This window comes from Candidatus Nitrososphaera gargensis Ga9.2, from assembly GCF_000303155.1.
GTDB classification, from domain to species: domain Archaea; phylum Thermoproteota; class Nitrososphaeria; order Nitrososphaerales; family Nitrososphaeraceae; genus Nitrososphaera; species Nitrososphaera gargensis.
Genome location: NC_018719.1, coordinates 313,274 through 338,433, shown reverse-complemented (window position 1 = coordinate 338,433; position 25,160 = coordinate 313,274). Strand labels below are relative to the sequence as shown.

Annotated in this window: 30 protein-coding genes and 2 tRNA genes; 12 read left to right on the top strand and 20 right to left on the bottom strand. The window is 50.8% G+C overall.

Annotated elements, in window-relative coordinates; genetic code table 11:
* Positions 1–88 precede the first annotated feature (88 nt).
* On the top strand, positions 89–1,444 hold the full coding sequence (purB, locus tag NGAR_RS02065) for an adenylosuccinate lyase (protein WP_015017943.1): 1,356 nt from the start codon (positions 89–91) through the stop codon (positions 1,442–1,444).
* 11 nt (positions 1,445–1,455) lie between these two features.
* Here purB and NGAR_RS02060 read toward each other — a convergent pair.
* Positions 1,456–1,545, bottom strand: a tRNA-Phe gene (locus tag NGAR_RS02060).
* A 43-nt stretch (positions 1,546–1,588) separates the two neighbouring features.
* Positions 1,589–1,729 carry a hypothetical protein gene (locus NGAR_RS17070; RefSeq protein WP_015017942.1) on the bottom strand — a complete coding sequence of 47 codons (141 nt, stop codon included), beginning with the start codon at positions 1,727–1,729 and terminating at the stop codon, positions 1,589–1,591.
* A gap of 96 nt (positions 1,730–1,825) precedes the next feature.
* Here NGAR_RS17070 and NGAR_RS02055 point away from each other — a divergent pair, with 96 nt between their 5' ends.
* On the top strand, positions 1,826–2,020 hold the full coding sequence (locus NGAR_RS02055) for a hypothetical protein (protein WP_148680828.1): 195 nt from the start codon (positions 1,826–1,828) through the stop codon (positions 2,018–2,020).
* Positions 2,021–2,102: 82 nt separating this feature from the next.
* Entirely contained in the window at positions 2,103–2,267 is a 165-nt protein-coding gene (locus NGAR_RS17065) for a hypothetical protein (RefSeq protein ID WP_187147619.1), read from the top strand.
* Positions 2,268–2,292: 25 nt separating this feature from the next.
* Here the strand turns inward: NGAR_RS17065 and NGAR_RS02050 are convergent.
* From NGAR_RS02050 to NGAR_RS02025, 6 genes are all read right to left on the bottom strand, one after another.
* A tRNA-Met gene (locus NGAR_RS02050) sits at positions 2,293–2,384 on the bottom strand.
* A gap of 36 nt (positions 2,385–2,420) precedes the next feature.
* Positions 2,421–3,047: a CBS domain-containing protein gene (locus NGAR_RS02045; protein WP_015017940.1), complete on the bottom strand. Its 627-nt coding sequence runs from the start codon at positions 3,045–3,047 to the stop codon at positions 2,421–2,423.
* Between the two features lie 34 nt (positions 3,048–3,081).
* Positions 3,082–4,617: a helix-turn-helix transcriptional regulator gene (locus NGAR_RS02040; RefSeq protein WP_015017939.1), complete on the bottom strand. Its 1,536-nt coding sequence runs from the start codon at positions 4,615–4,617 to the stop codon at positions 3,082–3,084.
* A 58-nt stretch (positions 4,618–4,675) separates the two neighbouring features.
* Positions 4,676–6,352, bottom strand: a complete 1,677-nt coding sequence (locus tag NGAR_RS02035) for a DNA topoisomerase I (RefSeq protein ID WP_228369256.1) — start codon at positions 6,350–6,352, stop codon at positions 4,676–4,678.
* A 363-nt stretch (positions 6,353–6,715) separates the two neighbouring features.
* Entirely contained in the window at positions 6,716–9,289 is a 2,574-nt protein-coding gene (locus tag NGAR_RS02030) for a DEAD/DEAH box helicase (protein ID WP_015017936.1), read from the bottom strand.
* A 32-nt stretch (positions 9,290–9,321) separates the two neighbouring features.
* A complete protein-coding gene (locus NGAR_RS02025) occupies positions 9,322–9,783 on the bottom strand; it encodes a hypothetical protein (protein WP_015017935.1) in 462 nt (153 codons plus the stop codon).
* A 17-nt stretch (positions 9,784–9,800) separates the two neighbouring features.
* On the opposite strand from NGAR_RS02025, the gene NGAR_RS02020 reads away from it, so the two are divergent.
* From NGAR_RS02020 to NGAR_RS02010, 3 genes are read left to right on the top strand one after another with little or no spacing between them, the layout of a single operon-like run.
* Positions 9,801–10,169 carry a hypothetical protein gene (locus tag NGAR_RS02020; protein WP_015017934.1) on the top strand — a complete coding sequence of 123 codons (369 nt, stop codon included), beginning with the start codon at positions 9,801–9,803 and terminating at the stop codon, positions 10,167–10,169.
* A gap of 33 nt (positions 10,170–10,202) precedes the next feature.
* Positions 10,203–10,901, top strand: coding sequence for a class I SAM-dependent methyltransferase (locus tag NGAR_RS02015; protein ID WP_015017933.1), 699 nt, complete (start codon positions 10,203–10,205; stop codon positions 10,899–10,901).
* A 16-nt stretch (positions 10,902–10,917) separates the two neighbouring features.
* Positions 10,918–12,060 carry an MFS transporter gene (locus NGAR_RS02010; protein WP_015017932.1) on the top strand — a complete coding sequence of 381 codons (1,143 nt, stop codon included), beginning with the start codon at positions 10,918–10,920 and terminating at the stop codon, positions 12,058–12,060.
* Here NGAR_RS02010 and purN read toward each other — a convergent pair whose 3' ends face one another.
* Genes purN through NGAR_RS17060 form a run of 3 tightly spaced genes read right to left on the bottom strand, consistent with a single transcriptional unit; the run spans position 12,061 to position 13,387 of the window.
* On the bottom strand, positions 12,061–12,681 hold the full coding sequence (gene purN, locus NGAR_RS02005; RefSeq protein WP_015017931.1) for a phosphoribosylglycinamide formyltransferase: 621 nt from the start codon (positions 12,679–12,681) through the stop codon (positions 12,061–12,063).
* Between the two features lie 35 nt (positions 12,682–12,716).
* Positions 12,717–13,187, bottom strand: coding sequence for a hypothetical protein (locus tag NGAR_RS02000; RefSeq protein ID WP_015017930.1), 471 nt, complete (start codon positions 13,185–13,187; stop codon positions 12,717–12,719).
* A 38-nt stretch (positions 13,188–13,225) separates the two neighbouring features.
* Complete coding sequence (locus NGAR_RS17060) at positions 13,226–13,387, bottom strand: hypothetical protein (RefSeq protein WP_015017929.1); 162 nt, start codon at positions 13,385–13,387, stop codon at positions 13,226–13,228.
* Between the two features lie 566 nt (positions 13,388–13,953).
* Here NGAR_RS17060 and NGAR_RS01995 point away from each other — a divergent pair.
* Positions 13,954–14,199 (top strand): hypothetical protein, encoded by a 246-nt coding sequence (locus NGAR_RS01995; protein WP_015017927.1) that lies wholly within the window; start codon positions 13,954–13,956, stop codon positions 14,197–14,199.
* A 166-nt stretch (positions 14,200–14,365) separates the two neighbouring features.
* Positions 14,366–15,391: an MBL fold metallo-hydrolase gene (locus NGAR_RS01990; protein ID WP_015017926.1), complete on the top strand. Its 1,026-nt coding sequence runs from the start codon at positions 14,366–14,368 to the stop codon at positions 15,389–15,391.
* Between the two features lie 40 nt (positions 15,392–15,431).
* Here the strand turns inward: NGAR_RS01990 and NGAR_RS01985 are convergent, their stop codons facing one another.
* The 3 genes from NGAR_RS01985 to NGAR_RS01975 all read right to left on the bottom strand — a co-directional run bounded on the left by NGAR_RS01985 (position 15,432) and on the right by NGAR_RS01975 (position 16,558).
* The gene (locus tag NGAR_RS01985) at positions 15,432–15,623 is read right to left on the bottom strand and encodes a response regulator (protein WP_015017925.1); all 192 of its coding nucleotides are present in this window, start codon (positions 15,621–15,623) and stop codon (positions 15,432–15,434) included.
* A 31-nt stretch (positions 15,624–15,654) separates the two neighbouring features.
* A complete protein-coding gene (locus NGAR_RS18645) occupies positions 15,655–15,789 on the bottom strand; it encodes a response regulator (protein WP_015017924.1) in 135 nt (44 codons plus the stop codon).
* A 139-nt stretch (positions 15,790–15,928) separates the two neighbouring features.
* A complete protein-coding gene (locus NGAR_RS01975; protein ID WP_407637185.1) occupies positions 15,929–16,558 on the bottom strand; it encodes a trimeric intracellular cation channel family protein in 630 nt (209 codons plus the stop codon).
* Positions 16,559–16,681: 123 nt separating this feature from the next.
* Between NGAR_RS01975 and ppdK the strand changes: the two genes are divergently transcribed.
* Together ppdK and NGAR_RS01965 are read left to right on the top strand one after the other, a co-directional pair.
* Positions 16,682–19,369: a pyruvate, phosphate dikinase gene (gene ppdK / locus NGAR_RS01970; RefSeq protein WP_015017922.1), complete on the top strand. Its 2,688-nt coding sequence runs from the start codon at positions 16,682–16,684 to the stop codon at positions 19,367–19,369.
* 29 nt (positions 19,370–19,398) lie between these two features.
* Positions 19,399–19,566, top strand: a complete 168-nt coding sequence (locus NGAR_RS01965) for a DNA-directed RNA polymerase subunit P (protein ID WP_015017921.1) — start codon at positions 19,399–19,401, stop codon at positions 19,564–19,566.
* Here NGAR_RS01965 and NGAR_RS01960 read toward each other — a convergent pair whose 3' ends face one another.
* Complete coding sequence (locus NGAR_RS01960) at positions 19,567–19,767, bottom strand: C2H2-type zinc finger protein (RefSeq protein WP_148680825.1); 201 nt, start codon at positions 19,765–19,767, stop codon at positions 19,567–19,569.
* 6 nt (positions 19,768–19,773) lie between these two features.
* Positions 19,774–20,196, bottom strand: a complete 423-nt coding sequence (locus NGAR_RS01955; RefSeq protein WP_228369254.1) for a hypothetical protein — start codon at positions 20,194–20,196, stop codon at positions 19,774–19,776.
* A 184-nt stretch (positions 20,197–20,380) separates the two neighbouring features.
* Here NGAR_RS01955 and NGAR_RS01950 point away from each other — a divergent pair, with 184 nt between their 5' ends.
* The gene (locus NGAR_RS01950) at positions 20,381–21,664 is read left to right on the top strand and encodes a multicopper oxidase domain-containing protein (RefSeq protein ID WP_148680824.1); all 1,284 of its coding nucleotides are present in this window, start codon (positions 20,381–20,383) and stop codon (positions 21,662–21,664) included.
* 134 nt (positions 21,665–21,798) lie between these two features.
* Positions 21,799–22,143, top strand: coding sequence for a P-II family nitrogen regulator (locus NGAR_RS01945; RefSeq protein ID WP_015017918.1), 345 nt, complete (start codon positions 21,799–21,801; stop codon positions 22,141–22,143).
* Positions 22,144–22,149: 6 nt separating this feature from the next.
* Here the strand turns inward: NGAR_RS01945 and NGAR_RS18640 are convergent, their stop codons facing one another.
* The 4 genes from NGAR_RS18640 to NGAR_RS01930 form a co-directional block, all read right to left on the bottom strand.
* The gene (locus tag NGAR_RS18640) at positions 22,150–22,272 is read right to left on the bottom strand and encodes a hypothetical protein (protein ID WP_266190377.1); all 123 of its coding nucleotides are present in this window, start codon (positions 22,270–22,272) and stop codon (positions 22,150–22,152) included.
* Between the two features lie 1,054 nt (positions 22,273–23,326).
* The gene (locus NGAR_RS01940; protein ID WP_015017916.1) at positions 23,327–23,668 is read right to left on the bottom strand and encodes a thioredoxin family protein; all 342 of its coding nucleotides are present in this window, start codon (positions 23,666–23,668) and stop codon (positions 23,327–23,329) included.
* Between the two features lie 61 nt (positions 23,669–23,729).
* Complete coding sequence (locus tag NGAR_RS01935; protein WP_015017915.1) at positions 23,730–24,107, bottom strand: hypothetical protein; 378 nt, start codon at positions 24,105–24,107, stop codon at positions 23,730–23,732.
* Position 24,108: 1 nt separating this feature from the next.
* Positions 24,109–25,143 (bottom strand): cytochrome c biogenesis CcdA family protein, encoded by a 1,035-nt coding sequence (locus tag NGAR_RS01930; protein WP_015017914.1) that lies wholly within the window; start codon positions 25,141–25,143, stop codon positions 24,109–24,111.
* Positions 25,144–25,160 lie beyond the last annotated feature (17 nt).

The following is a 25,160-nucleotide window of genomic DNA, read 5'->3' as shown; positions in this document are numbered from 1 at the left end:
AAATATCTGGAACAGATATTTTTCTATACGTGTGAGATATGCGCTAACAAGATTTATTTTCAGCACTTTACCGCTCTATACCATAGAGATGCCAATCCTGCCAATAGACTCGGGACGCTATGGTAGCAAGGAGATGCGCGAGATTTTCGAGGACGAGAAGCGACTTCAATACCAGCTGGACTTTGAGGCAGCCGTTGCGCAGGCGCAGGCCCAGATAGGCATGATCCCGGCAGAAGCAGCCAGAGAAATTGCAAAAGGAGCACGCTCGAGCAAAGTCACGCTTGCACGGGTCAGCGAGCTGGAATCGGTATCGGAGCACGACACTGCCGCCATGGTAGAAGCACTAAGCGAGCAGGTTTCTGCAAAAGCCAAGCCATGGATACACTACGGGCTGACGAGCAACGATGTTGTCGACACATCGACCTGCATGCAGATGCGCGACGCATTCTCTATAATCGAGTCCAAAGTGGCCAAGCTGGCTCTGCTGCTATCAGACAGGGCAGTTGAGTTCAAGGCGATGCCGGCGGTTGGCAGAACGCACGGACAGCACGCCAGCATCATTTCGTTTGGGTTAAAGTTTGCAGTGTGGGCTGCAGAGATGGCAAAGCACGTCGAGCGCATACAGCAAGGCAGCAAGCGCTTTTTGCTGTGCAAGACGCTGGGTGTGGTCGGCACCGGCTCACTCATGGGCGACAGGGCGCTTGAAGTGCAAAAGATAGTCGCGCAAAATCTGGATCTATATCCCGTAGATGCAGCCACGCAGGTGGTGCCCCGCGAGCGCTTTGCAGAGATGCAGTTTTGCATCGCGCTCATTGGCTCTACACTTGATAAAATAGCAATAGAGATCAGGAACCTCCAGCGCACCGAGATAGGCGAGGTGGCCGAGCCCTTCCGCAAGGGCCAGATGGGAAGCAGTGCAGTGCCAGTCAAACGCAACCCGATAAAGAGCGAGCGCGTATCTTCACTGGCAAAAATGCTGCGCGCGCTTGTCAGCGTGTCTATGGAAAATGTTGCGCTGTGGCATGAGCGCGATCTTTCAAACTCGGCAAACGAACGCTTTACTCTGCCCATGGCTGCGATACTATTGGATGAAATGCTCAATGCGATGACCAAGGTCGTTTCAGAGCTGAAGGTGAATGTTGAAAAAATCTCATCAAACATAGAAATGACAAAGGGGCAGATATACGCCGAGTTTGTGCTTGAGGCACTGGTAAAGAAGGGTGTTGCCCGCTTTGAAGCCTACCGCGATATACAGCGAGTCGCCTTTGCCGCGCTAGAGTCTGGCGACCACCTTTTTGACGCAGCTTCAAATGACAAAAGCATTTCAAAACACCTGTCAAAGCAGGAGCTAGAGGCAATATTTGAAGCCAAGAATCACCTTGCTGCGTCTGGCAAGATCATTGACAGCGTAGCCAAGATGGTCAGAAATGTTGTAAAAGCATAATAATATGATAGTGCCGTCGGTGAGATTTGAGCTCACGACAGCTCGGTCTTCAGCTTCACCCCAAAAAGGTCGAGTGCTCTCCCAGGCTGAGCTACGACGGCACTGTCAAGACTGTTTTGCAATTCATATATAATCGTGTCTGGGTTAGAGCTCGTCCATTCCAAAATTGTGGTAGCACTGGTTGCATCGGAATTTTTCCCTGCCCGGCGTTCCGGAAATGACTTCAAGTTCGCTCTTTGTCTTGCACTTCGGGCACCTGCCATAAATCGTCTTTCTCGGCAACATTTTCCCTAGCGCGCCGCGCTGTTATAAGCGCTTGTTGTTGTCGTCATTACATACACGAGGTTAAGAATGCATCACCTACCTAACTAACAATTGGAAATGGGAAACTGCGTTCATTGCAGCGAGCCGATGTATGACGAGGGCCTAGTCTGCTTCAGGTGCAAGGGCCTCGGCGCAAAACGTGAAATATATGATAGGGAAGAGGGCCCCTCTGACTCGAGCAGCTTTTCCGACATTTACCTCGGCAGCATCAACTACAAAAAGATGCGCAAAAAGAACATCGACGGCTCCTAAAATGGCGCATCTAGGCCTGATAGGTTGCCAGTGTAAAATCTTACTTAAAGTAAATAAACAAAAAAGGTAGAATTCCATTATCATGATAAATATTGATAACCAAAAACCAGTGATTGATTCGCCTGAAGAGCGCAGGCGAAGGTTTCTTGAAGAGTTTGAAAAGCCATTCAAGTGCGAAAAATGCAACGAGCGGTTCAAGAAAAAGAAATACCTGCGCGAGCACAAGTCCGAAGTCCATTCGTATTGAGTGTGATAGAGAAGAAGAAGGAAGGTGCCGGAGGCGGGATTTGAGCCCGCGACCTTACGATTTCTTATTGCATGAGATTATGAGTCGTACGCTCTAACCAAGCTGAGCTACCCCGGCTATTGCCACCTGAAATTTCGCAGTACATAATATAAGCTATTCAAACATTCGCCGGACGTCGCCTTCAAGCACACCCGAGCCAGAGTGCAGCCTGTCGATGTGGCTTGACAGCCCTTCTTTCGTGTCAAAGGGCGACTCGCAGTATGGGCAGACCAGCTTAGCCGTGGTGATGTCCTTCATGTAGACGATCGCCTTTGGATTGATGATGCAGACAGGCGTTCCCTTGATCGCGGTATGCGCGGTGGACATTGTAGCCATGTGTATCTTTTCAAAAATGTCGTCGCGGGATACCATGCCCAAGACAGCCGAATGCGAGCTGACGATCACTTGTCTTATGACGTGCTTGTCCATGAGTGACAGTGTTTCCTGCATGGTATTGTGCGGGTTCACTGCCAGTACAGGGCTTGTCATTATCTCCCTGAGGCGGACCTTGCCGGGGTTCCTGCCCTGCGACATGACCTTGAACAGGATGTCGGTCTTGCTAACGATGCCTACGACTTCGCCAACGTGCGACACCAAGACGCTCCTGACGCCCTTTTCTTTCATCAGGCTCAGCGCTTCGTCCGTGAACCTGTCGCCTTCCAGAATTACCACGTTTGTATTGATGTAGTGCTCTATAGGCTCAGACAGCAGTGAAGAGATATCGTCTGGGACGTAGCTCATACATGATTATCGGTTACGCTTTATTTAAGCGTGGCTAAGAAGAGGAAGAAGGCATCCTGTCCTCGAACTTTAGCTTGATAAGGTTTTGGCCGCCGGCCTTGCGTATCTCGACAAGCTCTTCCCTCTCCAGCCTCTTGACCAGCCTCCATATCGTGGTCTTGGGCAGCTGGAACTTGCTCCTGATCTCGCTTTCAAAGGCGGCCCCTTCCTTTTCAGCAAGGAACTTGAGCACCTGCTGGTCTTCAGGGCGCAGGTGCGGCTTTTCTTCAAGTATCCTACCCACTATTCTGCCAAGAACAGACCTGTCGTTCTGCGAATCAGGTATCGCGCCCGGCTCAACAACTGGCGCGCTACTGACCTCTTCTTCAAGAGGCTCTCCTACAACACCACCAGCAGGCTTCTTCCCCCCCTTCTCTTCTTCCGCTTCTTTTACTTCAGGCGGCCTGATTATTGCCGTCGTCCTGCTATTGTTATTGGAGACTTTTGGAGGGTCCCTCTTCTGCTGTTGTGGCGTCAGCAGCGTCGGCTTTCTCATTTTGAGAAAGACTAGCGCGCCCACGCCACCTGCCGCGGCCACTGCCCCGGCGACGATCGCCGCCACTGGCACTTGGGGATCAGGCGGTCTTGCACCTATTGCCTTGATGGCATTCTGTGCAGAGCTTGCGGCAGCCGTATAGTTGCCGCCTGCAAACTCGTCATTTGCCTGTTCCAGCAGCTGCCTTGCAGATACGATGTCGCGGCCTTCGCTGGCGGCCTGATCTATCTGGGTGTCGGCAGCAGCAATTGCGCTTTGGGCATCCTCATAAGCCCTGCCTGTGGTAACTGCAGCGTCGTTTGCCCTGCCTGCCAGCGACTCGGCTTCGGCGAACTTGCCGTCGTCACGGGCGACTATTGCTCTCTGGAGCAGGTCCTTCGCTCCAGTCAGAATGATGCCCGGGTGTCCCTCTTCAGTTTCCCTGATAGCCACGTTTGCAAGCTGGATGGCTATATTTGCCTGATCTTCTGTCCCAAGCACACCTATTGCATAGCTTACCCGGATCTCGCCGGGCTCGTCAAACGTCAAAAGGGGCTGGTTGGTGGGCACTATTTTTATCGCTGCCGGGATAGGCTCGTAATCGACAAGCACGCTGTCAGGCGGGAGCCTTACCGAAAAGGCGGTGGTGGCGTTGAGCGCAAAAGTCCATATGCCTTGGATCCTGTTAGCAAGGTCTGGCGTCGAATAGCTTATCCTGATGTTTTCTACTCCGGGCGTGTCCAGCACAATTTCATTCGGGCTGCTCCCTATGTCATAGTCCACCAGTTGGTCTTCATAATCGGCGACGATAAGGTCGTTGATATGCGCCCCGCCAAACAGCTTGATCCTTATTTCCTGTGCAAGCGGATTATTGATGCTGACGTCATATTCGACAAGCGCATCGCCGTTTGGAAAAACGGCCATAAAGAGAGATTCTGAAGAATAGCCTTGTTCCTGCTGCACGGACGCAGGAATGTCGGCAATTGCAGCAACAAGGAGAAGGATCCCTGGAATGAAAAACCTGGCTCCATCTTTCCAAGGATATGTAGATATCATTAGAATGACCGATCAAGCTTAAAAGGAACGCTGGAAATGATATAAGTCTTCTGACACGTTAGCTTTTCATTTCAGGGTAGAATGTCCGGAAATTCTTGTCCTTGTGGCCCTCTACCCACTTGAACTTGCGCTGGAGGGTCGCTGTGTAGACCTTGGTCCAGTCAAGCTCGACATAGTTGAGCCACGCCTTCATGACGCGCGGATCGATGTAGTTCCGAAGCGACGTTCCAAGGTTGTAGTCGCGCGTTTCCTGTTGCAGTTTCAGCTGGACTTCTATCTTTTCCAGACGCTCTTTTAGCCGCTGCTCCTGAAGCTCGGTCTTCCATTTCTTCGCCGCAATGTCCGCCTTTAGCTGCGCTATCGCCTCCTTCTTTTTGGCTATGCTTTCCTCGAATTTTTCAAGCGCCTTCTTTGCGGCAGGGTTCTTGGGGTCGACTCCCTTTTTGTGGTTGCACTTGATCGCAGCTTCAAGGTTTGCCTTTCTGGCGGCATAGATCTTTTGAGCCTCTGAAGAGTTCTTGTCGACCTTGGCCTTTGACAGCTCTTGCTGCACCACCCTCGTGGCAATGCAGGTCCTGAACACTTTGGCAGTCAGGCCCGGCATTATCTCCTGCAAAAATGCATTTACCTTGCGCGAGTTAATACCGTCAAAGATCGGGTCGCTTGGCTTTTTGCCCTGCATGAATTTCTTCAGGTTTTCATACAACGCCTTTGTGTCGTCCGAATTAACCTCGAGGGTCTTTTGCCAAGGGACGCTGTCCTTACCCAAAAAGTTAAACTCTATCATCTGCCTGCCGCCTCCTGCTTGCGGGAACTTGATGTGCTCGACCCTGAGCGTGCTTGCGCCCACCGTGTCGGCCTCGTCTGGATCCTTTTCGTCGCCAACCCTCATGGCGAGCTTTAAAATGAGATAGGCCACAGTCGCAGTCTTGTCGCCCCCCTTCATCATCCTCCTTATCACTTCGCGGTGCACCCTGCTCTCCTGCTCGGCCAGTTTTTTGGCCTTGTCATATTTTGCGCGGTCGTTTTCCTGACGGAGCGCCGCCGAATCATGCAGCCACACGTATTTGCGCTTGCCAGTTAAGTTTTCTATCCAAGTGGCAAGCCAAGTTGACGAGTGGTCGTGGACTATTTCTTTCCAGTTGCCCTCCGGCACCGGGGCGTTCTCTCCCAAGTTGAGCGTGACGTCCTGCGGCCTTACGCGGGGCTTCCACCGCCCGCGCATAGGGTGCTGACCACGGCCCATGAACAGCCCCGGCGGCTCGACCAGCCAGTTTGCGATGTCGACCTCGACCCCGTCCACCACCGCCTTGCCGTATGTCGCCTTGAGCCTCTCCCGCTCGGCCTTTTTGGCCAGCGAAATCTTTTTTTTCTCTTCCTTTGCCAGCGTCTTGTACCTCTCCTTTTCCTGCTCCTTCATGCGCTTTTCTTCGTCTGCAAGCCGATAAGCAGCTGAAAAATCAATGTCCTTGATCGTGATATTCCTGAATTTTTCAGGCAGGAGCGGCCTGAGGTCACTCATGAAATTTTCTTGAAAGACAGGGTCCTGCACATAATGTGTGTCCTTTTTCTTTGCCCACGCGTAAATTAGCTCTTCCTGATCTCTGTTGAGCGCCAGCTTTTCGCCTCTGATGGTGACTACAATTCCCCTTGGCTGGTATTCGGGTGGAAACGCGACGCCCTTGTGCTCAAGCGTCTGCCACTTCATACGCGTCGCAGTGACGGCCTCTTCCAATTTTATTTAAAAACCGTCTGGAACTACTCTTAAACCTTATCCCAGTTAGATCAGTGTCATCTTTTTGTTTATAATAACCTGCCCCAAGGTGGACCGGCTAGCTGTTATTATAAGAGGATGATGATGCCTCTTCGAAAGGGATTTCCAGGGCCCCGGCATGCCCGGTCGATCTCTGGTGCTCGATCATGTCTTCTCTGAAGATAAAAGTGGCCCTGCAATTTTTGCACACGTAAAAGGTGTTCAGTCTTTCTATAGACATGGTGCCAACATGATTCCGCTGCCCATCACGGCAGCATTTGGATTTAAGAATTATGGTGTTTTGTTGTTATCAAGAATCACATCTTTCTTGTGCGCAGCCTCTTCTTAAACAAGGGCGCGGTCGCCGGCGATCCTATCGCCGATCTCCGTTCTTTCGCCTTCTACCACTCTATTCATCACTTCTATCGCAGCCAGCTTGTGCAGGTACTCATTGTTGTTGCCGCATCTATATGAGTACGTGCAGCGCGGGCAGCCGCTCTCGCTTTTGCACGGACATTCTGACAATATGCGCAGCGCGCGCCCAAACGCCTTGTCGAGCCTGTCAAACAATGCCCTGCTTGCGCCGTTGCCGCCAATGCTCCCGTCGTAGACAAATATCAGCCCGGAGGACCCAAGTGAGATGCCCCCAAGGTCCTGAGACGCGCCGCCGGTTATCATGGCGCTTCCCTCTATTATGACGTGCTCTGAAGCGTGGAAGCCACTCATCTCTACATACTGCTCGTCATCCACCTTTTGCAAGATATCGACCGGCCTGGGCGCCCTGAACACAGAGCCCTTTGTCACGAACTCGAATTCGAGCGGCTTGTCCAGCACCACCTTCTTGCCCTGCACCACCTCCTGCCCGATCTCGATGTTGGCGTAGCCAAGCACCCTTTTCTGGATCTTGAGAGCGCAGTACGCCACTTCAATTCCAAACACCACTTTTTTCTCATACACTTCCAGAATGGAAGGCCACTCGTCTGTCAGCGCCTTTGTATAATATGGATAGTCAGAGGGGATCACGGCAAGCTCAGCGTAGGGCTGGCTGTTTGGCTCGAAGTGCAGCTCCTGAACTTTGTAACGCCGGCCTGCCAGAAAGTATATCGCGTTTGGATGCAGCTCTTCAAGCGCCTGCGGCAGCGACCGGTCTCCAATTATCTTCTTGTTGAACTTGATATCGACTCTGCTCCCAATTCCTCGGATGCTGTATTCATTCAGCATCTTCATGGCCTGCTTCAAGTCGGGCACGAACCTTTCCCTGACTGTTTTGACAACGCCTTTTGAGACGAGCTTCTGGAGCACGTTCCACACCGGCTTGCTTTCTGCCATCGACAGTGGTCTGTCGCACGCCATCGCAAGCACCTGATATTCCTGCACGAACGGGTTGGCGGGATCGGTGTATGCATACTCGTGGTCAGCCAAATAGTCTGCAGGGTGCATCTTGTAGTACTGGCTTATCGGGTCGTTGCCAAGCGCAAGGAAGGCATACCCCTGCTGGCCGCGCCTGGCCGCGCGCCCAATGCGCTGAGTGAGCCTGTTGACAGGCACGATGTTGGAGATTATCGCGTCAACATCGCCAATATCAATTCCAAGCTCAAGCGTCGGGGTGGCAGATATCGCGGCAAGTTGCCCCGACTTGAACTGCTGCTCTATTTCCTTCCGGAGAGCGGGCGGCAGGCCGGCGCGGTGCACTCTGATGCTTACTCCCTGACGTGACCCATAGAACGCCATCAGCTCAGAGCCAAGGTGCGAGCTGGCAAAGGCTATCGTCTTGTGCTTCCTCTTTGTGGTCTGCCGCAGCAGGTCAAGCGCCAATGAACGGTATGAGCGAAGCGAGGGGAAGATTATTGCAAGGTTTATCCTGCCCCGCCTGCCCCTACCCTGCACGATATGCATCTTCCTGCCAAAGAGCGTCTGGCAAAATTCATCGGCGTTTGGCAATGTTGCCGAAGCTGCGATAACCTGCAGTTTTCTGCCGGCGAGCCTCTCAAGCCTTGCAATGATGTGGTGCACGTTTGCCCCAAAGACGCCAGTGTAGACGTGGGCCTCGTCAACTACCAGAAATCTGGCAGTCCTTATCATTCTTGAAAATTTCGTCCGGTGCATCATGTGGTAGTGCAGCACGTCGAAATTGGTGACAATGACATCAGGCGGCGAATCCATTATTGAAGTGCGTTCTTTTTCCGGCGTGTCGCCATCAAGGACTGCAACCATTGCGCCAAGCGGCTCTGCCAGTTCTTTTATTTTTGGCAACTGGTCTCGGGACAGCGCCTTTGTGGGGTAAATGAAAATTGCAGACACTTTGCTGCTGCCCTCGCCTGTGCGGAGCGAGCCAAAGCGCGGCAGTTCCTCCGCGATCTTTTGCAATACAGGGATGCAAAAGGCTTCGGTCTTGCCCGACGCGGTGGGCGCGGTAATGACAACATCATTGCCTTGTAGGATTTTCCTGATCGCCTGCTCCTGAAAACTGTAGAGGCGCTCGATCTTTTTTGCCTTCAAAGCACTGATTATCGCTTCGTCCACCGGCAGATCTTCAATGTTCGATCCGAATTCTGGCGGCGGCTCTTCTATGGCCTGAAAATCAACGACATAGTCCTGCTGCGAGCGCAGCAAATCTTCAAGGAGCGGGTCGCCGGCCGCATTTGCAGAAGCCATGAGAGCGTCTATTTCCTTGGCAGGCCGGATTATCCGTTCCTGTTCCATCAGAAGCTTTAGGTCGCTAGCGTCTGCGACGCCGCTGCCGCTTTCGAACCGGTCAAGAAAGTCAAGGTAGGCTTCGTCAATGCTGCCAGGCGCCGGGACTATTGAGCAAATCTTGCACTTTGCACACCTGAATATCAGCCGGCCGTCGAATATCTTGTCGACTCCGACCGAATGGGGCGAGCTGCATTTCGGGCAACGGTAGTTTACCACGGACATGCCGCATGAACAGTAGCAAGATAATTGCTTTTCTATACTTTGGCCATACTCCAGACGCTGTCAAAATACTGCTTGAAGTGATCATTGATCTCTTTCGAAGTGATCAGTATTGCCGTTGTATTTTCCCACGACACCATCAGCATCTTGTCTCCGAAAATGTCCATGGTGCCGGGAAGAGGAAACGACACAAAGCGCATGTTGACGTTTTTCAGCTCTTGATAGTGCTTTGATTTCTGGAAGGCGGTTGTTCCTATGCCTCTCTCATCCAGCCTTTTCTGCTTCTGGAAAAGGTGCAACCTTGCATAGATTGGGCTTGCGATCTCGTGATAGTCATCGAATGGATAGAAATAGCGCAAGATGTCGCCTCTTGCCGCATCCTGCAACAAAATTTCATAGGCAGTGCGGAGACCTTTCAGGCCGACAAATATCTCTGCGCTATTTCGCTTGCCTGCGCCAGCATATTTTAGCAAGCTTGGAATCAGCCTGTTAGCCACCTCCTTTTTGCTCTCTCGTGAACAGGAGCATTGACGATGTTTTTGACTTTTTCAACGACCCAATGGGCATGGAGATCGGCGGAGCCGCAAAGTCTGTCACAAAGGACAATGATGGTTCGTGGACGTTTGATCACTCTATCGCAGGCGAGTCGAGGATAAAGCACGCACCCATAAGAGAAGCAGGAGTGCTGGATCACGTCTTTACTGGCGAAGGCCTTGAATGGAATGTCTATGTCAGGATGATCCCGAATTACGGCGGCACGACGGTCGTCTGGACCTTTGTAAAGCCCGACGGCCTGAGCGACGAGCAGTTTGGGAGGCAGCTCAGAGGATTTGATCCGGGGATCATCCTCTGGAAACAAGCGCTCGAAGGCGGAAGAAACTAGCTATAATAATGGCATCGCAGAATCTGCCGTCAGTTGTCCGGTCTTGGAAGCCGATACTGGGGCGAGGTAATAGAGGTACTGCGCTACATAATCCCTGTTTACGATAAGGTGAATAGAGTAATCTCGCTTGGCAAGGATGAGGAATACAGGTTGCGCGGCATCCGCGGCAGGGTGTCGGCCGGCAACATTGTATTGGACGCTGGCTCGGGCTATGGCAACATGTCCCGCGTAGCGCTTGCAGAGGCAGGCGGCGACGCAAAGATAGTGATGTACGACCCAATACCAGAGATGCTTGCAAACGTAAAAAATTATCTACCTGATTCGCAGGCGGCGCTTTCCTCTGGCGTCTTTGAATACATGCCCTTCCGCGACGGGACGTTTGACGCGGTGCTGTGTGGGTATTCGCTCCGCGACGCGATACAGCTACCGCAGGCGATTGCCGAGATGCACCGCGTGCTGAAGGCCGGCGGCCGGCTCGTCATAGTCGACCTTGGCAAGCCTGATAGCCCCGTTGCAAGGGCGTTTGTCTCGGCATACCTGAAATATTTCCTCGGCGTTTTTGCCTATTTTGCGGCAGGCAAGGCGGGGTTAAAGTTCAAGACGCTTTATGGCACTTATTTGCGCTGGCCCAAGAATTCAGAGCTTGATTCCATGCTGAAGGAAAAATTTTCCCGGGTGCAGTTCGACAAAGGAATGATGGGTGGCGCGGTGATAATCGCCGCTTACAAATAGTAGTAGTAGGATCGCAATGATCAGTCGCGCAGTTCTGCTCGTTGCAATTTGTGCCGCCATCGTTGGCGTATCGTATGGCATGCACTCGCCCATAGTACCAGTGTTTGCAAGGGACCAGCTGGCCGCAGACTACTCGCAGGTTGGTCTTATCGGGACCATCAACTACCTGCCTTACATGTTTGCGCCTTTCTTTTTTGGCATGCTGCTTGATAGGCTCAACAAGTCCTACATGCTCGTATCAGGCGTACTGCTCAACATGTTTTCGATCTTTATGCTCTCCACCGTGCAGTCAGTGCCCGAAATAATGCTTTACAGGACGCTAGCCGGCGTCGCACACGCCCTCTTTTGGCCCTCTGCCGAGGTGCTTGTCTCGACAAACACGACACCAGATAGGCGGGTCAAGAGCATCTCGACGTTCATTGCTGCATGGATTTTGGGCTTTATGGTTGGGCCTCTTATTGGCAAGCTTATCCTTGATGTGTTCAACTATATCATGCTCTTTCAGCTTGCCGCAGCCATCATGGCGGCAGGGATGGTGCCGTCGATGCTTTTGCGCCGCTACGGCTGGCCTGCGGTCCAGAAGGACTTGGAGGTTCGCGCTGGCACTGTGCAGATAATGAGGGAGGTGGCCGCGCGTCCGACGCTCAGCTCTGTCATCCTGTACTATGCGATAACGTTCGGGGTGGTGCTTGCGGTGCTTCCCGCGTACATGAATGAGGCATCGTTGACAAGCCAAGATATCGAGGTGTTGTTCTTCCTGTTCGGCATATCGCGCTTTGCCACTCTGATGTTCGTGCCAAGGATATCCGTGTATGGCGTTCTTGCGCTTGCGCTGGCGGTTTTGGCGACAGCAATAGCCATGTTGCTTGCATTTGTGTTCACTTCATTTCTGTCGTTTGCAATAGCCATCGCACTGGTCGGGCTTGCCACTAGCATATTCTACCCTGTAACGTTCAGCTTGGTGACAAGAGATACGCCATCAGGTCAGATAGGGGCCAAGCTTGGAATCTATAACGCCCTGTTTGGATCAGGATGGACGGCCGGGCCCATCGTGGCAGGGCTCTCGTCAGACGCATTTGGCTCAGGCAGCCCGTATTTTGCGTTCTTTGTTGCCGGGAGCATATTGGCAGGATCGATTGTGATGTTCAAAAGAAGATAGCTATGTTACCAAAACTCTGCGGCCCTGCACCTTTATCCTGCCCTCGCAAAACAGCCGTACTGCCTCTGGGTAGAGCTGGTGCTCCTGCTCCAGTATCCTTGCAGAGAGGGCTTCTTCATCGTCGCCTTCCATTACTGGCACGGCCTTTTGCAGTATCACCGGCCCCGAGTCTACCCCTTCGTCCACAAAGTGGACCGTGCAGCCAGTGACCTTGACGCCATAGTCAAGTGCCTGCTTTTGTGCGTGGAGCCCAGGGAACGACGGCAAAAGCGCAGGATGGATATTGAGTATTCTCATCTTGTACTGCCTGACAAACTCTGGGCTAATTATCCTCATAAAGCCTGCAAGGCACACAAGACCTGACTGGGGCGTCACGCCATGCGCTTGCAGTACAGCCACCACCTTCTGGTCATAGTCCCAGCCCTTCAGGCCGTCTGCTGGTACCACCTTTGCCGGGACGCCGTATTTTTCAGAAGCGATCTTTAGCCCTGCGGCATCGGGCTTGTTTGAAATTACGACCGATGGTTTGGTGTTTTTTATCCTGCCGGACTTGATCGCGCCAAGTATCGCATCCATGTTGCTCCCCCTGCCCGAGATTAGAATGCCAAGGTTTATGGTCAAATGTATATACTAACTAGCTTGCAGGCAGCCCATTCTTAAATGTCGCTGGCAGCAATCTTGGCTGGCTCTTTTACCCTTGCAAAGTAGAGCATAAAGCCAATCCATGAGACGACCTGCATAGCGGTGATGTACCCGTCTATTGCGCCTGACTCGTAAACGCTGGCATAGAGCCCTTCCAAAATTATCTTGGCAGCCTGGTCCGCAGAATACGCCAGACCCACTGCCAGTATTGCATAGTGTCTCTTGGCAAGCAGCAGCCATGCCGTGATTATAGCCACGCTTCCAGCCAGCCCAAAGACTCCGCCCATTGCGTTGTAGACAAAACTATCTTGCACTCTTCCAAAGCATATCATGTGGCCGCCTGTCGCGTCAACCCAGATCTGGTAGTCAAAGCCGCTGGCACTGCAAACGTAGGCATGGCCTGCCTCGTGCAGCAGGCTTATCGGGATGCCAAGCGCAAAATAGAGCACCACTGACCACACGACGACCTGCCGGCTAAACTTCAACAATTGTTCACGCGCACTATGGTGCTTTTAGCCTTCTGCTATGGTGGCAGAACGCTTTTGATCTTACCAAATGAGTAGCCTTTTGACTCCAGCATGTCGATCGTGTCCATGTGGACTTTGCCATGTGGATAGCTGCCCCCAAAGTTGCTGACAATGATCTCGACTGACAGCGGCTTGTTCTCTACGAGGAAATAATGCATTTATTGCAATATTGACGTTGGATAAACTCCAATCGATAACATCATCAAGGCGAAATATGTCACAATTGCAGGGACTGCCGCCAATTATACAAGGGTGATCGGGTGCTGCCATGACAGCGGCAGGCATAGCAATGGTACCGGCAATCAATGAAGCAACAATGACCGTTCCAATAGGCGAAGCGGCATACACTCTCAAGAATAATGTTGCGTAGACCTATTCGCTTAAGTGAATTTTGAAGATACTTCTATAAATTTTGTACAAGTGGCTTGTGATAGTGGAACCAGTATAATTTGCACACACTTTTGTAAAACTGCGATTGTCGTCCGGCCGTTAACTTTTTGTGTGGTGATGGCCTGAGGGATATAATATCATTCAATGAGAAAGCAGCGTTCTAAAGTCTTTTAACTTCGTCTAGTGTTTAATCAATACGAAAAGTGGTGATACAGTTTACGAGAACTTGCCGGAACGGATATTATCTCTAGATAAATCAATTCGCTTTTGTGCTGTTGCTAATAAGCTTGGATACATTATCGCAAGCAAGTACCGAAAAACCCTAAAGCCGTTGATGACATTTGAAGAAACAGAGAGATACGCGCTATTTGCTACCATTCGCCATTCTACAAGACAAGTATGGGAGAGCAAGATAGGAAAAGTGAAGTATGCGCTGACGCGCTATGAGCTGCTGATAAGAGTTACAGTGCCACTGGCAAACAATCACCTGTTGCTCTTGTCATTTGATGCAGATACCAAGAATGTTGACAGCATTATGATGGACAAAGTTATACCTGCAATTGAAGAGTCAAACCTGTAATAGATTCGGAAAAGTCTGTCTGTTTGTTTCATCTTTACCATTCGATAGCCAGCTAAAGCTTCTGGCTCAGTCGTTTGTCTTTATATTGTTTGAACCTGCCATTTTTACACAAGGCGAGTAGCTAAATGTTAAAATACTCATCGTCAGCTAGGCATGACAGCTCGGGATGACGGGGGGAGTAACGCTTGGCCAGTCAGGGATAATGGTGCGGCAAAATGACATCACGATAGCGCTTGACCCTTCGCATCCAGTTGATTGCGATTTCACATTTGTTTCGCACGCGCACGTTGATCACCTGCATCGGCGCGGCAGGAAAAAGATCAAGACGCAGGTACTTGCGTCAAAGGAAACCACGCTCATCGCCCATGCAAGGGGCTATGAAATTGTTGATGCGGCCGAAGAGCAAGATGGCTTCCAGCTGGTAGACACAGGTCATATTCTTGGATCTCGCGGCCTTTTGGTGGGCGACGACGACGTATATTACACTGGCGACATCTCTGTGAGAGAGAGGGCGTTCATGAAGCCAGCAAAGGTGCCTCATGCTCGCACGCTGATAATCGAGTCTACATTTGGCCGGCCCGAATACGTCTTCCCGCCGCTGTCAGAGATAACACACAAGACTAACAAAATAATTTCTGAAATGTTCAACTTTGGCATCCCTGTAATACTGATGGGCTACACCCTTGGAAAGGCGCAACTGTTGACGAAGTTGTTCGGCCACTGGGACCCAATAATCTACGACTCTGTCGCCAAGATCAATTCAGTATATTCAGAGCTAGGGGTAGAACTGGCAGGTGGCGTAACCCACAAGCAGGCAGAAGAGCAAAAGCTTCTGTCAAAGAACAGACCATGGGTAATGGTCGCGCCACTGATGTCTGAAAGGAACGCATTTGTAAGGGAGATGAAGGAGAGATATGGCGCAGTCACCATAGGCTTCAGTGGCTGGGCGATTGGCAGCCGCTACAGGTACATGATGGGGCTCGATTATGTGATGCCGCTTTCGGATCATTGCGACTATAACGAGCTGGTGGAGGCGGTCAAGCAGTGCAGGCCGGACAAGGTCTACACGTTCCATGGCTTTGCCAGAGAGTTTGCAGAGTCGCTCTGCGAAATGGGGTTTGATGCCGAGCCGGTCGGCAACGGGCATGACAGAAAAGCAGAGAAGACACTCTCGCTCGACTCTTTCCAATAAAAAAGGTTATTGCGTAAAACTAGTAATATTATTGGTGGAACTATCCTAGGCACCTTTCTATTGCAACGCACACGACTTTCAGGGTTGCAGGCTTTGTCACAAAGCCGTCAATTTTTGTAGAAGGAAGCACATTTTCAAATTCTAGCCGGTTGATCTCAGATGCAGTCATGATTATGACCTTGACGTCTGGCTTGACATCTTTGATGCGCCTAGCAAGCTCAAAACCGGTCATTCTAGGCATCCGCGCATCGGATATGACTAGATCATATATGTTGGGGTTCTCTGAAATACTTGAGAGCCTGGAGTGGGTCTGAAAATGTGCTGACGCTGCAGCCCAGATTTTTTTCAATGCCCGGTTTTAGCACGTAAAGTATGTCGCTTTCATCATCGACTATCATCAGATGAAGAAGCTTCCGCTTAGCTAGAGAATTCGTAAAATCCCGACCGTCCTGCCATCATCATGACGTGAAGCTCCAACGATGGCAACACCGCTGGACTAGTTAAGTCTACTGGTGACAAAATCCATAGAGCCCTACGTCAGGTCTTGGAAGCCGGCAGGTTCCAGTTGTACCTCATGGCAAGCAGCCTGAGGGAAGTGGCCGCGATGATGCTTGGTATGGCCGCAACATTCAGGTCTGCGCCGGCGGCCAAGAGCCCGAAAAACATTACGATTCCGATAAAGCTTGCCGACGCGTACAGCTCCTTTATGAACACTATCGGCACTTCGTTGACAAACACATCGCGCAATATGCCTCCTCCGATGGCAGTGAACAAGCCCGCAAACACCATCGCAAGAAAGTTCAGCCCAAACAGGTTGTATGCGACGGTCGCGCCAATTACCGTGAATACGCCAAGACCGATCGCGTCAAACTTTAGGAACAGATTCCAGTGCTTTTTGAGCGCGCGGTAGAGGAAAAACATTACAACGCCTGTTGCCACAGTGATTATGAGGTAGAGCGGGTTAACTATTGCAGTCGGCGGTATCCTGCCAAAGAGGAGATCCCGCATCACGCCGCCGGCAACGCCAGTTATCGTAGCCAATATTATCACCCCTACGATATCAGACTTGTGCTCTATCGCCTTGAATGCGCCAGTTACGGCAAATGCCATGGTGCCAAACAGGTCCAGAGCCTGAATGAGCAAGGGAACTGGCAGCACGTCAGACAAGACAATAATCACCCGGTGACGCCAGCCAAGACCGCCCCACTGTAACAGAGGGCGGCAAGATTTGAAATTATCGGTAAAAGTGCACAACATTTTAAACCAACAAAGCGGTTGATCATCATCCCTATGTCAGAGGAAGGTTTTGGCAAGGCTCCGGCAATCGTCAAGCCTATATACTTTTTCGACGAGGCAGACGGCAAAAACAAGATGCTGCTAGGAGGCAAGGGCGCCGGGCTTGCGGAAATGACAAGGCTTGGCCTTCCAGTGCCGCCCGGCTTTATAATAACAACTGAGATTTGCGAAAAGTTCTACGAAGCCGGAAGGCGCCTGCCTGATGGTCTGATGGACGAAGTGCGGAGATCGATAAGCCGCCTTGAAAGCCTGACGGGCAAGAAATTCGGCGACCCTCAGAACCCGCTTTTGGTGTCAGTGCGCTCCGGCGCCCCCGTGTCTATGCCGGGCATGATGGACACGATCCTCAACCTTGGGCTCAACGATGAAACTGTAGAAGGGCTGTCAAGGAAGAGCAATGATCCGAGGTTTGCATGGGACGCGTACAGGCGCTTCATTCAGATGTTCGGCAAGATCGTCTTGGGCGTCGATGATCGCAAATTTGACAGCATTCTAGCCGGCAAGGACCTGTCAAACCCAAAGGTGCTCAAGGATATTGCAATGTCGTTCAAGTCGCTCTGCGAAGGCACAGGAGGCAAGAAATTTCCTGCCGACCCGTACAAGCAGCTAGAGCTTGCCATCGACGCGGTGTTCCGGTCGTGGACTGGCAAGCGCGCAGTGGAGTACCGCAAGCAGCACAATATCACCCCCGACATGGCGGGTGGCACAGCAGTCACGATAGTCACGATGGTCTTTGGCAACATGGGAAGCGATAGCTGCACTGGCGTGGTGTTCACCCGCGACCCGGAGACAGGCGAAAAGCAGTTGTATGGCGATTACCTCATAAATGCGCAGGGCGAGGACGTCGTGTCGGGCAGGGCGACTCCCAACCACATCGACTCGCTTGTCAGCGAAATGCCTGACGTCTACCAGCAGCTGCTCGGCGTGTGCGAAAAGCTGGAGAGCCACTTCAAGGAGCCGCAGGACGTCGAATTCACTGTTGAAAAGGGCCGTCTCTACATCCTGCAAACGAGGGCAGCAAAGATGAATGCGGTAGCGGCGGTCAAGACCTCGATCGACCTTTACCATGAGGGACTCATCACCAAGACCGCGGCCCTTGAGCGCATCGACCCTGAAGGCCTAGAGCAGATCCTATACCGCAGGATAGACCCGCATGTCAAGCAAAAGGCAATTGCTACGGGCATAGGCGCTTCTCCCGGCGCGGCTAGCGGCATAGCAGTATTTGATGTTGCGCAGGCAGAGGCTCTTGGCAAAAAAGGCGAAAAGGTGATCTTGGTGAGAGAGGACACAAAACCTGACGATGTCCCTGCGTTCTTCCAGTCCGTAGGCATATTGACAAGCCGCGGCGGCAAGACCTCGCATGCAGCGGTAGTCGCTCGGGGGATGGGCAAGCCGTGTGTCGTCGGGTGCTCGCAGATAGAGATCGATGCCGAGGGCAAGAGCTTTAGCGTGGGGGGCAAAAAAGTGGTGGTAAGCGAGGGCCAAAAGATAACGATAGATGGCTCGACAGGCAGGGTGTACGTAGGCGAGATCCCGACGGTCGAGCCAGAGATTTCGTCAGAGTTCAAAGAGCTCCTGCAATGGTCCTCGGAAATGAAGGGCATCAAGATAAGGGCAAACGCCGACACAGTAGAAAGCGCTGCCCTTGCCCGCAAGTACGGGGCTGAAGGGATCGGGCTTTGCAGGACAGAGCGTATGTTTAACCAGCACGACAGGATAATGCAGTTTGTCAGCATGATAATGGCAGAGAACGAGGAGGAGCGGAGAAGAGCTCTTGCAGAGCTTGAGCCTCTGCAGAAGTCAGACTTTAAGGCAATCCTTAGGGAGATGAATGGTCTGCCGGTGACAATAAGGCTGCTTGACCCGCCGCTGCACGAGTTCCTGCCAAAGGAAGAAGATTTGATGCAAAAGATATTCGAGCTTAAATCTAGTAGCGCCAAGCCATCCGAGATCGCCCGCATTGAAAAGATACTCCACCGCGTGCACGAGCTGTCAGAGATAAACCCGATGCTTGGGCACAGAGGAGTCAGGATGGGAATATCGTTCCCAGAGATCTACGAGACCCAGATAAGGTCGATATGCGAGGCGGCGGCCGAGCTCGCAAAAGAGGGTGTGGCAGTCGAGCCCCAGATAATGGTGCCGCAGGTGGGCCTAGTGGAGGAGCTTGCAGCCGTCAGGCAGATATTCGAGTCGGTCAAGCGTGAAGTAGAGCACCGGCATAGGATAAAGCTAAAGATCAAGTTTGGCAGTATGATCGAAGTAGTGCGCGCATGTCTCGTGGCAGATGACATTGCACACTTGGTAGATTTTATCAGCTTTGGCACAAACGACCTGACGCAGGCAACCTTCAGCTTTAGCAGAGAAGACGCGGAAGGCAAGTTCCTGCCCTTCTATCTGGAAAAGGGGATAGTGAGCGTGAACCCCTTCCAGAGCATCGATAGGAAGGGAGTAGGCAGGCTGATGAAGATGGCAGTTGACATGGCAAGGAAAGAGAAAAAGGACATTGAGATCGGCATCTGCGGTGAGCACGGCGGCGATCCCCGCTCTATAGAGTTCTGCAGCACCGCCGGCCTAGATTACGTCAGTGCCTCGTCTCACCGCATACCAATTGCCATCCTGGCGGCGGCGCAGTCGGCCATCAAACAGAACAAACGCCTTCATCGGCATTCCACTATAGCTTAAAATGTGGGCATGACGCCCAAAATCAGAGGATGGCAACTTCAAACGCAGGCGGCAACGTCACCTATGAGTGCATGCGCTGTGGGACGCCGGTGACAGTCGAGGAACTATCGAGATTGCCAGAGATAAAATGCATCTGCGGTTTCAGGGTGTTCAGAAAAGCCAGGCCGCCCATAGTAAAGCAACTCAAAGCTATCTAGCTAGCAGCCTTTTTCTTTCATCCTGTTGTATGAATGAAATTTTCTGGCGTGGTCGCGCATCTGCTCCATGCCATCAAAGCCCATGTTGCATTCGCTGCACATGTAGAGCCGTTTTTCATGAGCCACCTGCTGGTGCTGCATCAATTCTTCAACCTTGCGGAACTTACTCCCGCACGTCTTGCATTCATGCTTTTTGAACATGCAATATCACCCCTTGCTGTTGCGACTGTCCCAGCACTTCCTGCATAGATTCCCCTCAATGTGCCAAGCCGGCTTAGGATGATAGTAGAACAGTCCAAGCTTGCTGTTACAGATAGCACAGAAGTTGGTTTTCCTGTTATAGTCGCTGTCTTTTTTGTCAAAGCACAGCTTGCACAGCAGGGCGCCTTGCTCCATCTCCCACTGCCACCTTGGCTTGTGGCCGTCTCCCATGATCTCTTTGCCGCACATTGCGCAAATGTCAGGAGTCTCTTCTTGCTTGAGCATGAACTCCCTTGTCTTCTCTATGTGGCAGTCGCCGCAGAGCAGGCCTTCGATGCCCCAGTCTTCACCGGGCTTGTACTTGTGGCGCCCGAGCTCCTTGCCGCATACCGCACAATTCACGACCTGCTTTTTGCCAAAAATGTGCAAGTGAGAAAATACTTGCCTGTACAGGTACAAAAACGTATATCGGCGCTGTTGTTTGTAGGGTCGTAATTCAGTACAATATCATATAATAAATTTATCATTAAAAGAAATTATATATTATACTATAACTAAAAAACTAGTGAGAAAATCAAAATATTTTTAATATTCGAACAGTTCAATGCCTGCAATGAACAAACCCGTTATAGCAGGAATCGTGGCAGGTGTCTTGCTGGCTGGATTCGCCGTACTTAGCCCCATTACAGGGCTCAACTTCGACGTAGAGGCGCAGTCCACCGGCACGACAAAAAAAGTCACCCTTATTGCAGACGAAGTAGACGTGCAGGTAGCTCCGGACAACGCGCTACATCCGGGTGGCGTAATGTATAGGGCAATGGTTTTTAACGGAACAATACCGGGACCAGTAATATCTGTAGACCAAGGAGATACAATTGAATTCACTCTGATAAATGAAGGCGAAGTGATACACAGCATCGACTTCCATGCAGGCCATGGTCCAAATGACGCAGTTGGCGCTAATGCCAGTGCCACTGGCTCTACGGTCAGAAGCGGCGAATCAGTAACATGGACGTGGAAACCACCATTTGCAGGCGTATTCTTTTACCACTGTGGTGCTGATGGCTTGAATGGTGTATGGGAGCACATTGCAAACGGCATGTACGGTGGCATAGTAGTGCACCCGCCAAACGAACAGCCGGCAAAAGAGTTCTACGTAGTCTTTGGTGAAATCTACAGCAACAATGTCGAGGGCGTATTCACACAGGCAAACGGCACAGGCTCTTTCGACGTAGCCCAGTTCCTCACAGGCAATCCGGATATAGTAATGACAAATGGCATGGCGCATAGATACGTCCCGGCACTAGGAGCAATTGCGAAAATAGACATCAACCCCAATGCAACAATATTCCAAGTCAAACCGGGCGAGCTAACAAGATGGTACATAGTCAACGCAGGACCAAACGATGGCATAGCGTTCCACTTCATATCTGGCATGATTGATGTCCGCGACGGCTCGATAAAGAACAGGTATGGGACACAGCTGAAGAATGACGAGACGTGGTGGATACCTCCGGGATCCGGCTCAGTAATTGAAGCGACATTCCCGCAGGAAGGTGTCTATGTAGGCGTTGACCATGCGATGAATGACGTGGTCAAAGGAGCCGCGTTTGCTGTCTTGGCGACACCAGATGCAACTGACGACGACCATCCGCCAGGTACGATGGTGCCACCAAGGGGAAGTGACAGAGTTACGAGTCCAACAACGTTTGAGGAAACAAGGCCGGCAGCAGAACAAGCCGAGGAATTTGAACCACCGACAGGAGAAGCAACCACAGAAACCACTAATGCGACTGACACTGGAAACCAGACCGGTACAGGAAATGAAACAGACACTGCAGGAAACGAGACTTCGTCAGCAGCAGGCAACGACACCAATACGAACAGTACAGGCTAAGTCAGCACGAGCTGGCTTTACCATTTTCTTTTTGTTTAGTTAGAAATTTTGTATTATTGGTCGGGGATTCTGTATATTTTGTGCAATACAAAATGCTTTAATAAAAGCGCTACCTAGCTGACTGGGTTCACATTATGAAGAAAATCGAAGCGGTTGTTCCTGCTGCAAGGTTAGACAGAGCTTTTGCAGCGCTGAAGGAACTAGACTTGGGGGGCTTTACATATTACGACTCGAAGGGACGCGGCCAGATACCACGGCAAGAGGTCCACTCTGGGAGAGGCACTGGGATGTACAGACCAGAGTTTAACGTAAACTCGACAATAGTGGTCGTTACAAAGGACTCGATGGCTGACAAGGTGATCGACAAGATCCTACAGAGTACGAGCACAGGGCTCGCTGGCGAAGGCAAGATATTCGTCTCAGACGTGGACGAAGCAATAGATATTGGGTCAAGGCAGCGCGGCGAAGGCGCGCTGTAAAAAATTTTATTTTGCCAGTTCTTCTATCGCCTGGCTTGCGTTGAGCATGCCCCTTTTCTTTGCATACTCTTCAACCATCTTGAGCTGTTCTGGCGTAAAGCATACAGGCATTGTTCTCTTTTCGCTCATGGCAAAATACTGACTCCCGCAAGATTATAACGCTTTCGTTTTTCTTCATTACCGAAGTACTTGACCTTCGCTCATAGTCGATTAGCAATGGCAATTCTAGGTAGGCTAGGTCCTTAAGCTTCCTTTTAAGGAAGTATCTCATGTTGTATGCAGCTTTTTCGTCCAGCTGCACCTTGCCCCTCAAATAGTCAAGCTCAAAATTTGACAATATACCTGTCATGCCTGTTCAGCTGTATCTTTGGGTCCGGCAAGCAAAAAGTATTGTGCAGCTAGTTTCTATTCTCAGTAAAGCTTGTTTTGCAAAAGTGGTCGCCGGTTAGGAGGCATAAAAACCTCCTATTTGAGGTAGGTAGTTCTCATGAAGCTCCCCGCCGGCTTTATGGAACCTCCAATGACAGTCGTTTCTCCACGCCTAGAAGGTAGTAGCCCAGGTGCAGCCCAGCGGATCTCGAGTAATAATCCATGGCTATCTCATTGGCCTTAATTTTGCACTATACGGGGCGTATATGCGAGAGCTACTACCTAACTATTAGCGTCTTGGCTAGTCTGTCTTGTTCCTGAGACATATGTGACCGAGGTTCCATAGTTTCAGCTCTTTTGAGCCTTCGGTTACATTGAAAGTTGTTGTTTTGCAACACACACCATATTCAATGAAGTCTTTGCTTCTGCTACCATTTTTGCATTTTGACTATTCATTACTGTGAAACTGTCTGTTGATGGTTGCGTTGTTGCTTGATCCGATCAACCATTAAAATTGTAGCTCCAATAGCTATTGGAATTGACCCAAACAGGTGCCTTCATAACCCGGAACCACATCAGGACAGTTTGGAAAGTAGCATGAAGAAGACCTGACGTAATAGTCAATGATGTACTGCATCTCCGACCCGATTATCAATGCACCAATTACAAAAGGCACTAATGCTACTATATGCATTGCTCTTAGTTGCATCTATTACGCCACAGTAGAGGACCTTTCTTTGTATTGAACTTTTATCCAAACATTTTATACAGATTAGACTGGAGGCTCATGATTTCTGCAATAGTATCCGGATGGCTATAACAATTGTTTCTGAATCATGCCTTCTAGCTTGCCCTGTCCGATTCCACCGAACGCCGATTCTTTTACTTGGCCGTTTTTGAAAACAAGGAATGCCGGAAGAGACATCACGCCATGTTTCTGCACCAATTCCTGATTTTCATCTGCATTAACTCTTACAAAGGCAGCCTTTTCAGAATACTTGTCCGCAACTCTTCTGAACATTGGTTCAGTCTGCTTGCATGGCCCACACCACTCTGCCCAAAAGTCTGCCACCGTGACTGTGTTGGAATTTATTATGCCGTCAAAATTTTGTGGGTTTGTATCTTGCACATTTGAAGCTGTAGTTGGCTTTGCCATTTTTCTATACACCTGCGACTTTACTTGTATTCTATCGTATTAAAATACGCCACAGCTGCAATCATGCTGCCCCGTGTTGGCTTTTGTCTTTCTCCTTTCCAGCAGTGCTACCCTTTTTCTTCTCTTCCTCTCTTATCGCTCTCCTCTTTAACGTCTCATAAGTTATGGTTGACGTAGCTATCATGGCTCCGGCTATGACGGGACCAACCCAATCTGCCTTTTCATGTTCGCCTCCAGCCTCTTCGTGCTGCTGCTCTGTTGCTGTCATTGTTTGCTCTCCGTCTGCATGCTCCTCATTGCTAACTGTTTGGGCGTAAACCGAAATGGCTGGTAGTAGTAGGACTAAAGCAGCAATCAGAATCGCAAATACAGCAGCAGGAAAAGTTACATCACTGGCATTCTTGCTTCTTTTCCTATCCTGTTCGCCCGTCCGCATCATATCACTGCCTTGCCTCCTTTTGTTGGTCTTTGTGGGTTTCCATGCTCTCGCCCCATGTCCTTCTCTTGTAGACTACAAATTGAGTTGCAGCAACTATTGCTCCTAGAAGGACCCAAGGGCCATAGAGTAGCCACGGGTTGTCAGTAGGCGGCGCTGCTTCTGCTACCAGTTCTTCCAAAGATTCCTGCTCGGCAACATTTTCTCCAAGTATTGCTCTTACCAATTCATTCCACCCAAAGTGAATGATAGATGACTCCCACCAAGCCATTCCAAATACTCCATAGTTGAAGATGATTCCTCCGACAAGCAGCAAGCCCCAGCCCATCCATCTGTTGATACTCACTTTTCTCTTTACGATAGCCTGTGTTGGATTAACTCCCAGAATGGCTAGCAGAGCAATGAAAATGAGAGGAGTGGCTCGCCCAAGCCCGTGTATGAGACCAAGTGCTGCTCCTGCGGACAGGCTACCAAGGCTTGCTATGTATGCTATCAGCACATAGAACGCAGGATTTGGGCAGCCTACGCCTGCATTACCAAGAAGTAGGCCCATAAAGAACGATTTGATATAGTCGCCCCTCTTTTGGATTCCCTCTGGAATTCTAACTCCAATATCCGGCATGCTGAATTTTATGACTCGCAGCTCGCTCCATGCAAAGACCAGCGCTGCTGCGCCGGCTACAAGGAAGGCTATTCTTATCACATTGTTCATTCCAATGTACTGGCCCGCTGCGCCAATTGCAATTCCATAAATGCCGATGGTGATAGTCAGTCCTAGGCCAAAGAGCCCGGCCATTGCCATCCCTTTCTTCGGTTCTTTGCCCATTGCTAATGGAACGATTATGAATACCAAAGGCAAGGTGCATGGCAAAAATATCATCGATATGCCAGCTGCATAAGAAAGGGCAAGGCTTGGCGAAAAGCCACCTAAAAAAATGCTAAACAGTGAGAGGACTATTGCAGAGAACAGGACAAACAATACAATGATTATCGCAGTCCTGACCTTTGCTTGCTCTGGCGTCAGGTTCTTTTGCTGCATGGATCGCCTCACCACTC

Bases quoted from the DNA above. Each gene is read 5' to 3' on its own strand.
- NGAR_RS01960 (WP_148680825.1), bottom strand. From the start codon at position 19,767: ATGTTCAAAAAGCATGAATGCAAGACGTGCGGGAGTAAGTTCCGCAAG.
- NGAR_RS02040 (WP_015017939.1), bottom strand. From the start codon at position 4,617: ATGATATCTACATATCCTTGGAAAGATGGAGCCAGGTTTTTCATTCCA.
- NGAR_RS17060 (WP_015017929.1), bottom strand. From the start codon at position 13,387: ATGCATTATTTCCTCGTAGAGAACAAGCCGCTGTCAGTCGAGATCATT.
- NGAR_RS01945 (WP_015017918.1), top strand. From the start codon at position 21,799: ATGAAGAAAATCGAAGCGGTTGTTCCTGCTGCAAGGTTAGACAGAGCT.
- NGAR_RS18645 (WP_015017924.1), bottom strand. From the start codon at position 15,789: ATGATAGTCGATGATGAAAGCGACATACTTTACGTGCTAAAACCGGGC.
- NGAR_RS01950 (WP_148680824.1), top strand. From the start codon at position 20,381: ATGAACAAACCCGTTATAGCAGGAATCGTGGCAGGTGTCTTGCTGGCT.
- NGAR_RS01930 (WP_015017914.1), bottom strand. From the start codon at position 25,143: ATGCAGCAAAAGAACCTGACGCCAGAGCAAGCAAAGGTCAGGACTGCG.
- NGAR_RS17070 (WP_015017942.1), bottom strand. From the start codon at position 1,729: ATGTTGCCGAGAAAGACGATTTATGGCAGGTGCCCGAAGTGCAAGACA.
- NGAR_RS01940 (WP_015017916.1), bottom strand. From the start codon at position 23,668: ATGGCAAAGCCAACTACAGCTTCAAATGTGCAAGATACAAACCCACAA.
- NGAR_RS01995 (WP_015017927.1), top strand. From the start codon at position 13,954: ATGACATTTGAAGAAACAGAGAGATACGCGCTATTTGCTACCATTCGC.
- NGAR_RS18640 (WP_266190377.1), bottom strand. From the start codon at position 22,272: ATGAGCGAAAAGAGAACAATGCCTGTATGCTTTACGCCAGAACAGCTC.
- NGAR_RS01935 (WP_015017915.1), bottom strand. From the start codon at position 24,107: ATGATGCGGACGGGCGAACAGGATAGGAAAAGAAGCAAGAATGCCAGT.
- NGAR_RS01965 (WP_015017921.1), top strand. From the start codon at position 19,399: ATGGCAACTTCAAACGCAGGCGGCAACGTCACCTATGAGTGCATGCGC.
- NGAR_RS01985 (WP_015017925.1), bottom strand. From the start codon at position 15,623: ATGACCGGTTTTGAGCTTGCTAGGCGCATCAAAGATGTCAAGCCAGAC.
- NGAR_RS01990 (WP_015017926.1), top strand. From the start codon at position 14,366: ATGACGGGGGGAGTAACGCTTGGCCAGTCAGGGATAATGGTGCGGCAA.
- NGAR_RS02055 (WP_148680828.1), top strand. From the start codon at position 1,826: ATGGGAAACTGCGTTCATTGCAGCGAGCCGATGTATGACGAGGGCCTA.
- ppdK (WP_015017922.1), top strand. From the start codon at position 16,682: ATGTCAGAGGAAGGTTTTGGCAAGGCTCCGGCAATCGTCAAGCCTATA.
- purB (WP_015017943.1), top strand. From the start codon at position 89: ATGCCAATCCTGCCAATAGACTCGGGACGCTATGGTAGCAAGGAGATG.
- NGAR_RS02045 (WP_015017940.1), bottom strand. From the start codon at position 3,047: ATGAGCTACGTCCCAGACGATATCTCTTCACTGCTGTCTGAGCCTATA.
- NGAR_RS02030 (WP_015017936.1), bottom strand. From the start codon at position 9,289: ATGTCCGTGGTAAACTACCGTTGCCCGAAATGCAGCTCGCCCCATTCG.
- NGAR_RS17065 (WP_187147619.1), top strand. From the start codon at position 2,103: ATGATAAATATTGATAACCAAAAACCAGTGATTGATTCGCCTGAAGAG.
- NGAR_RS02010 (WP_015017932.1), top strand. From the start codon at position 10,918: ATGATCAGTCGCGCAGTTCTGCTCGTTGCAATTTGTGCCGCCATCGTT.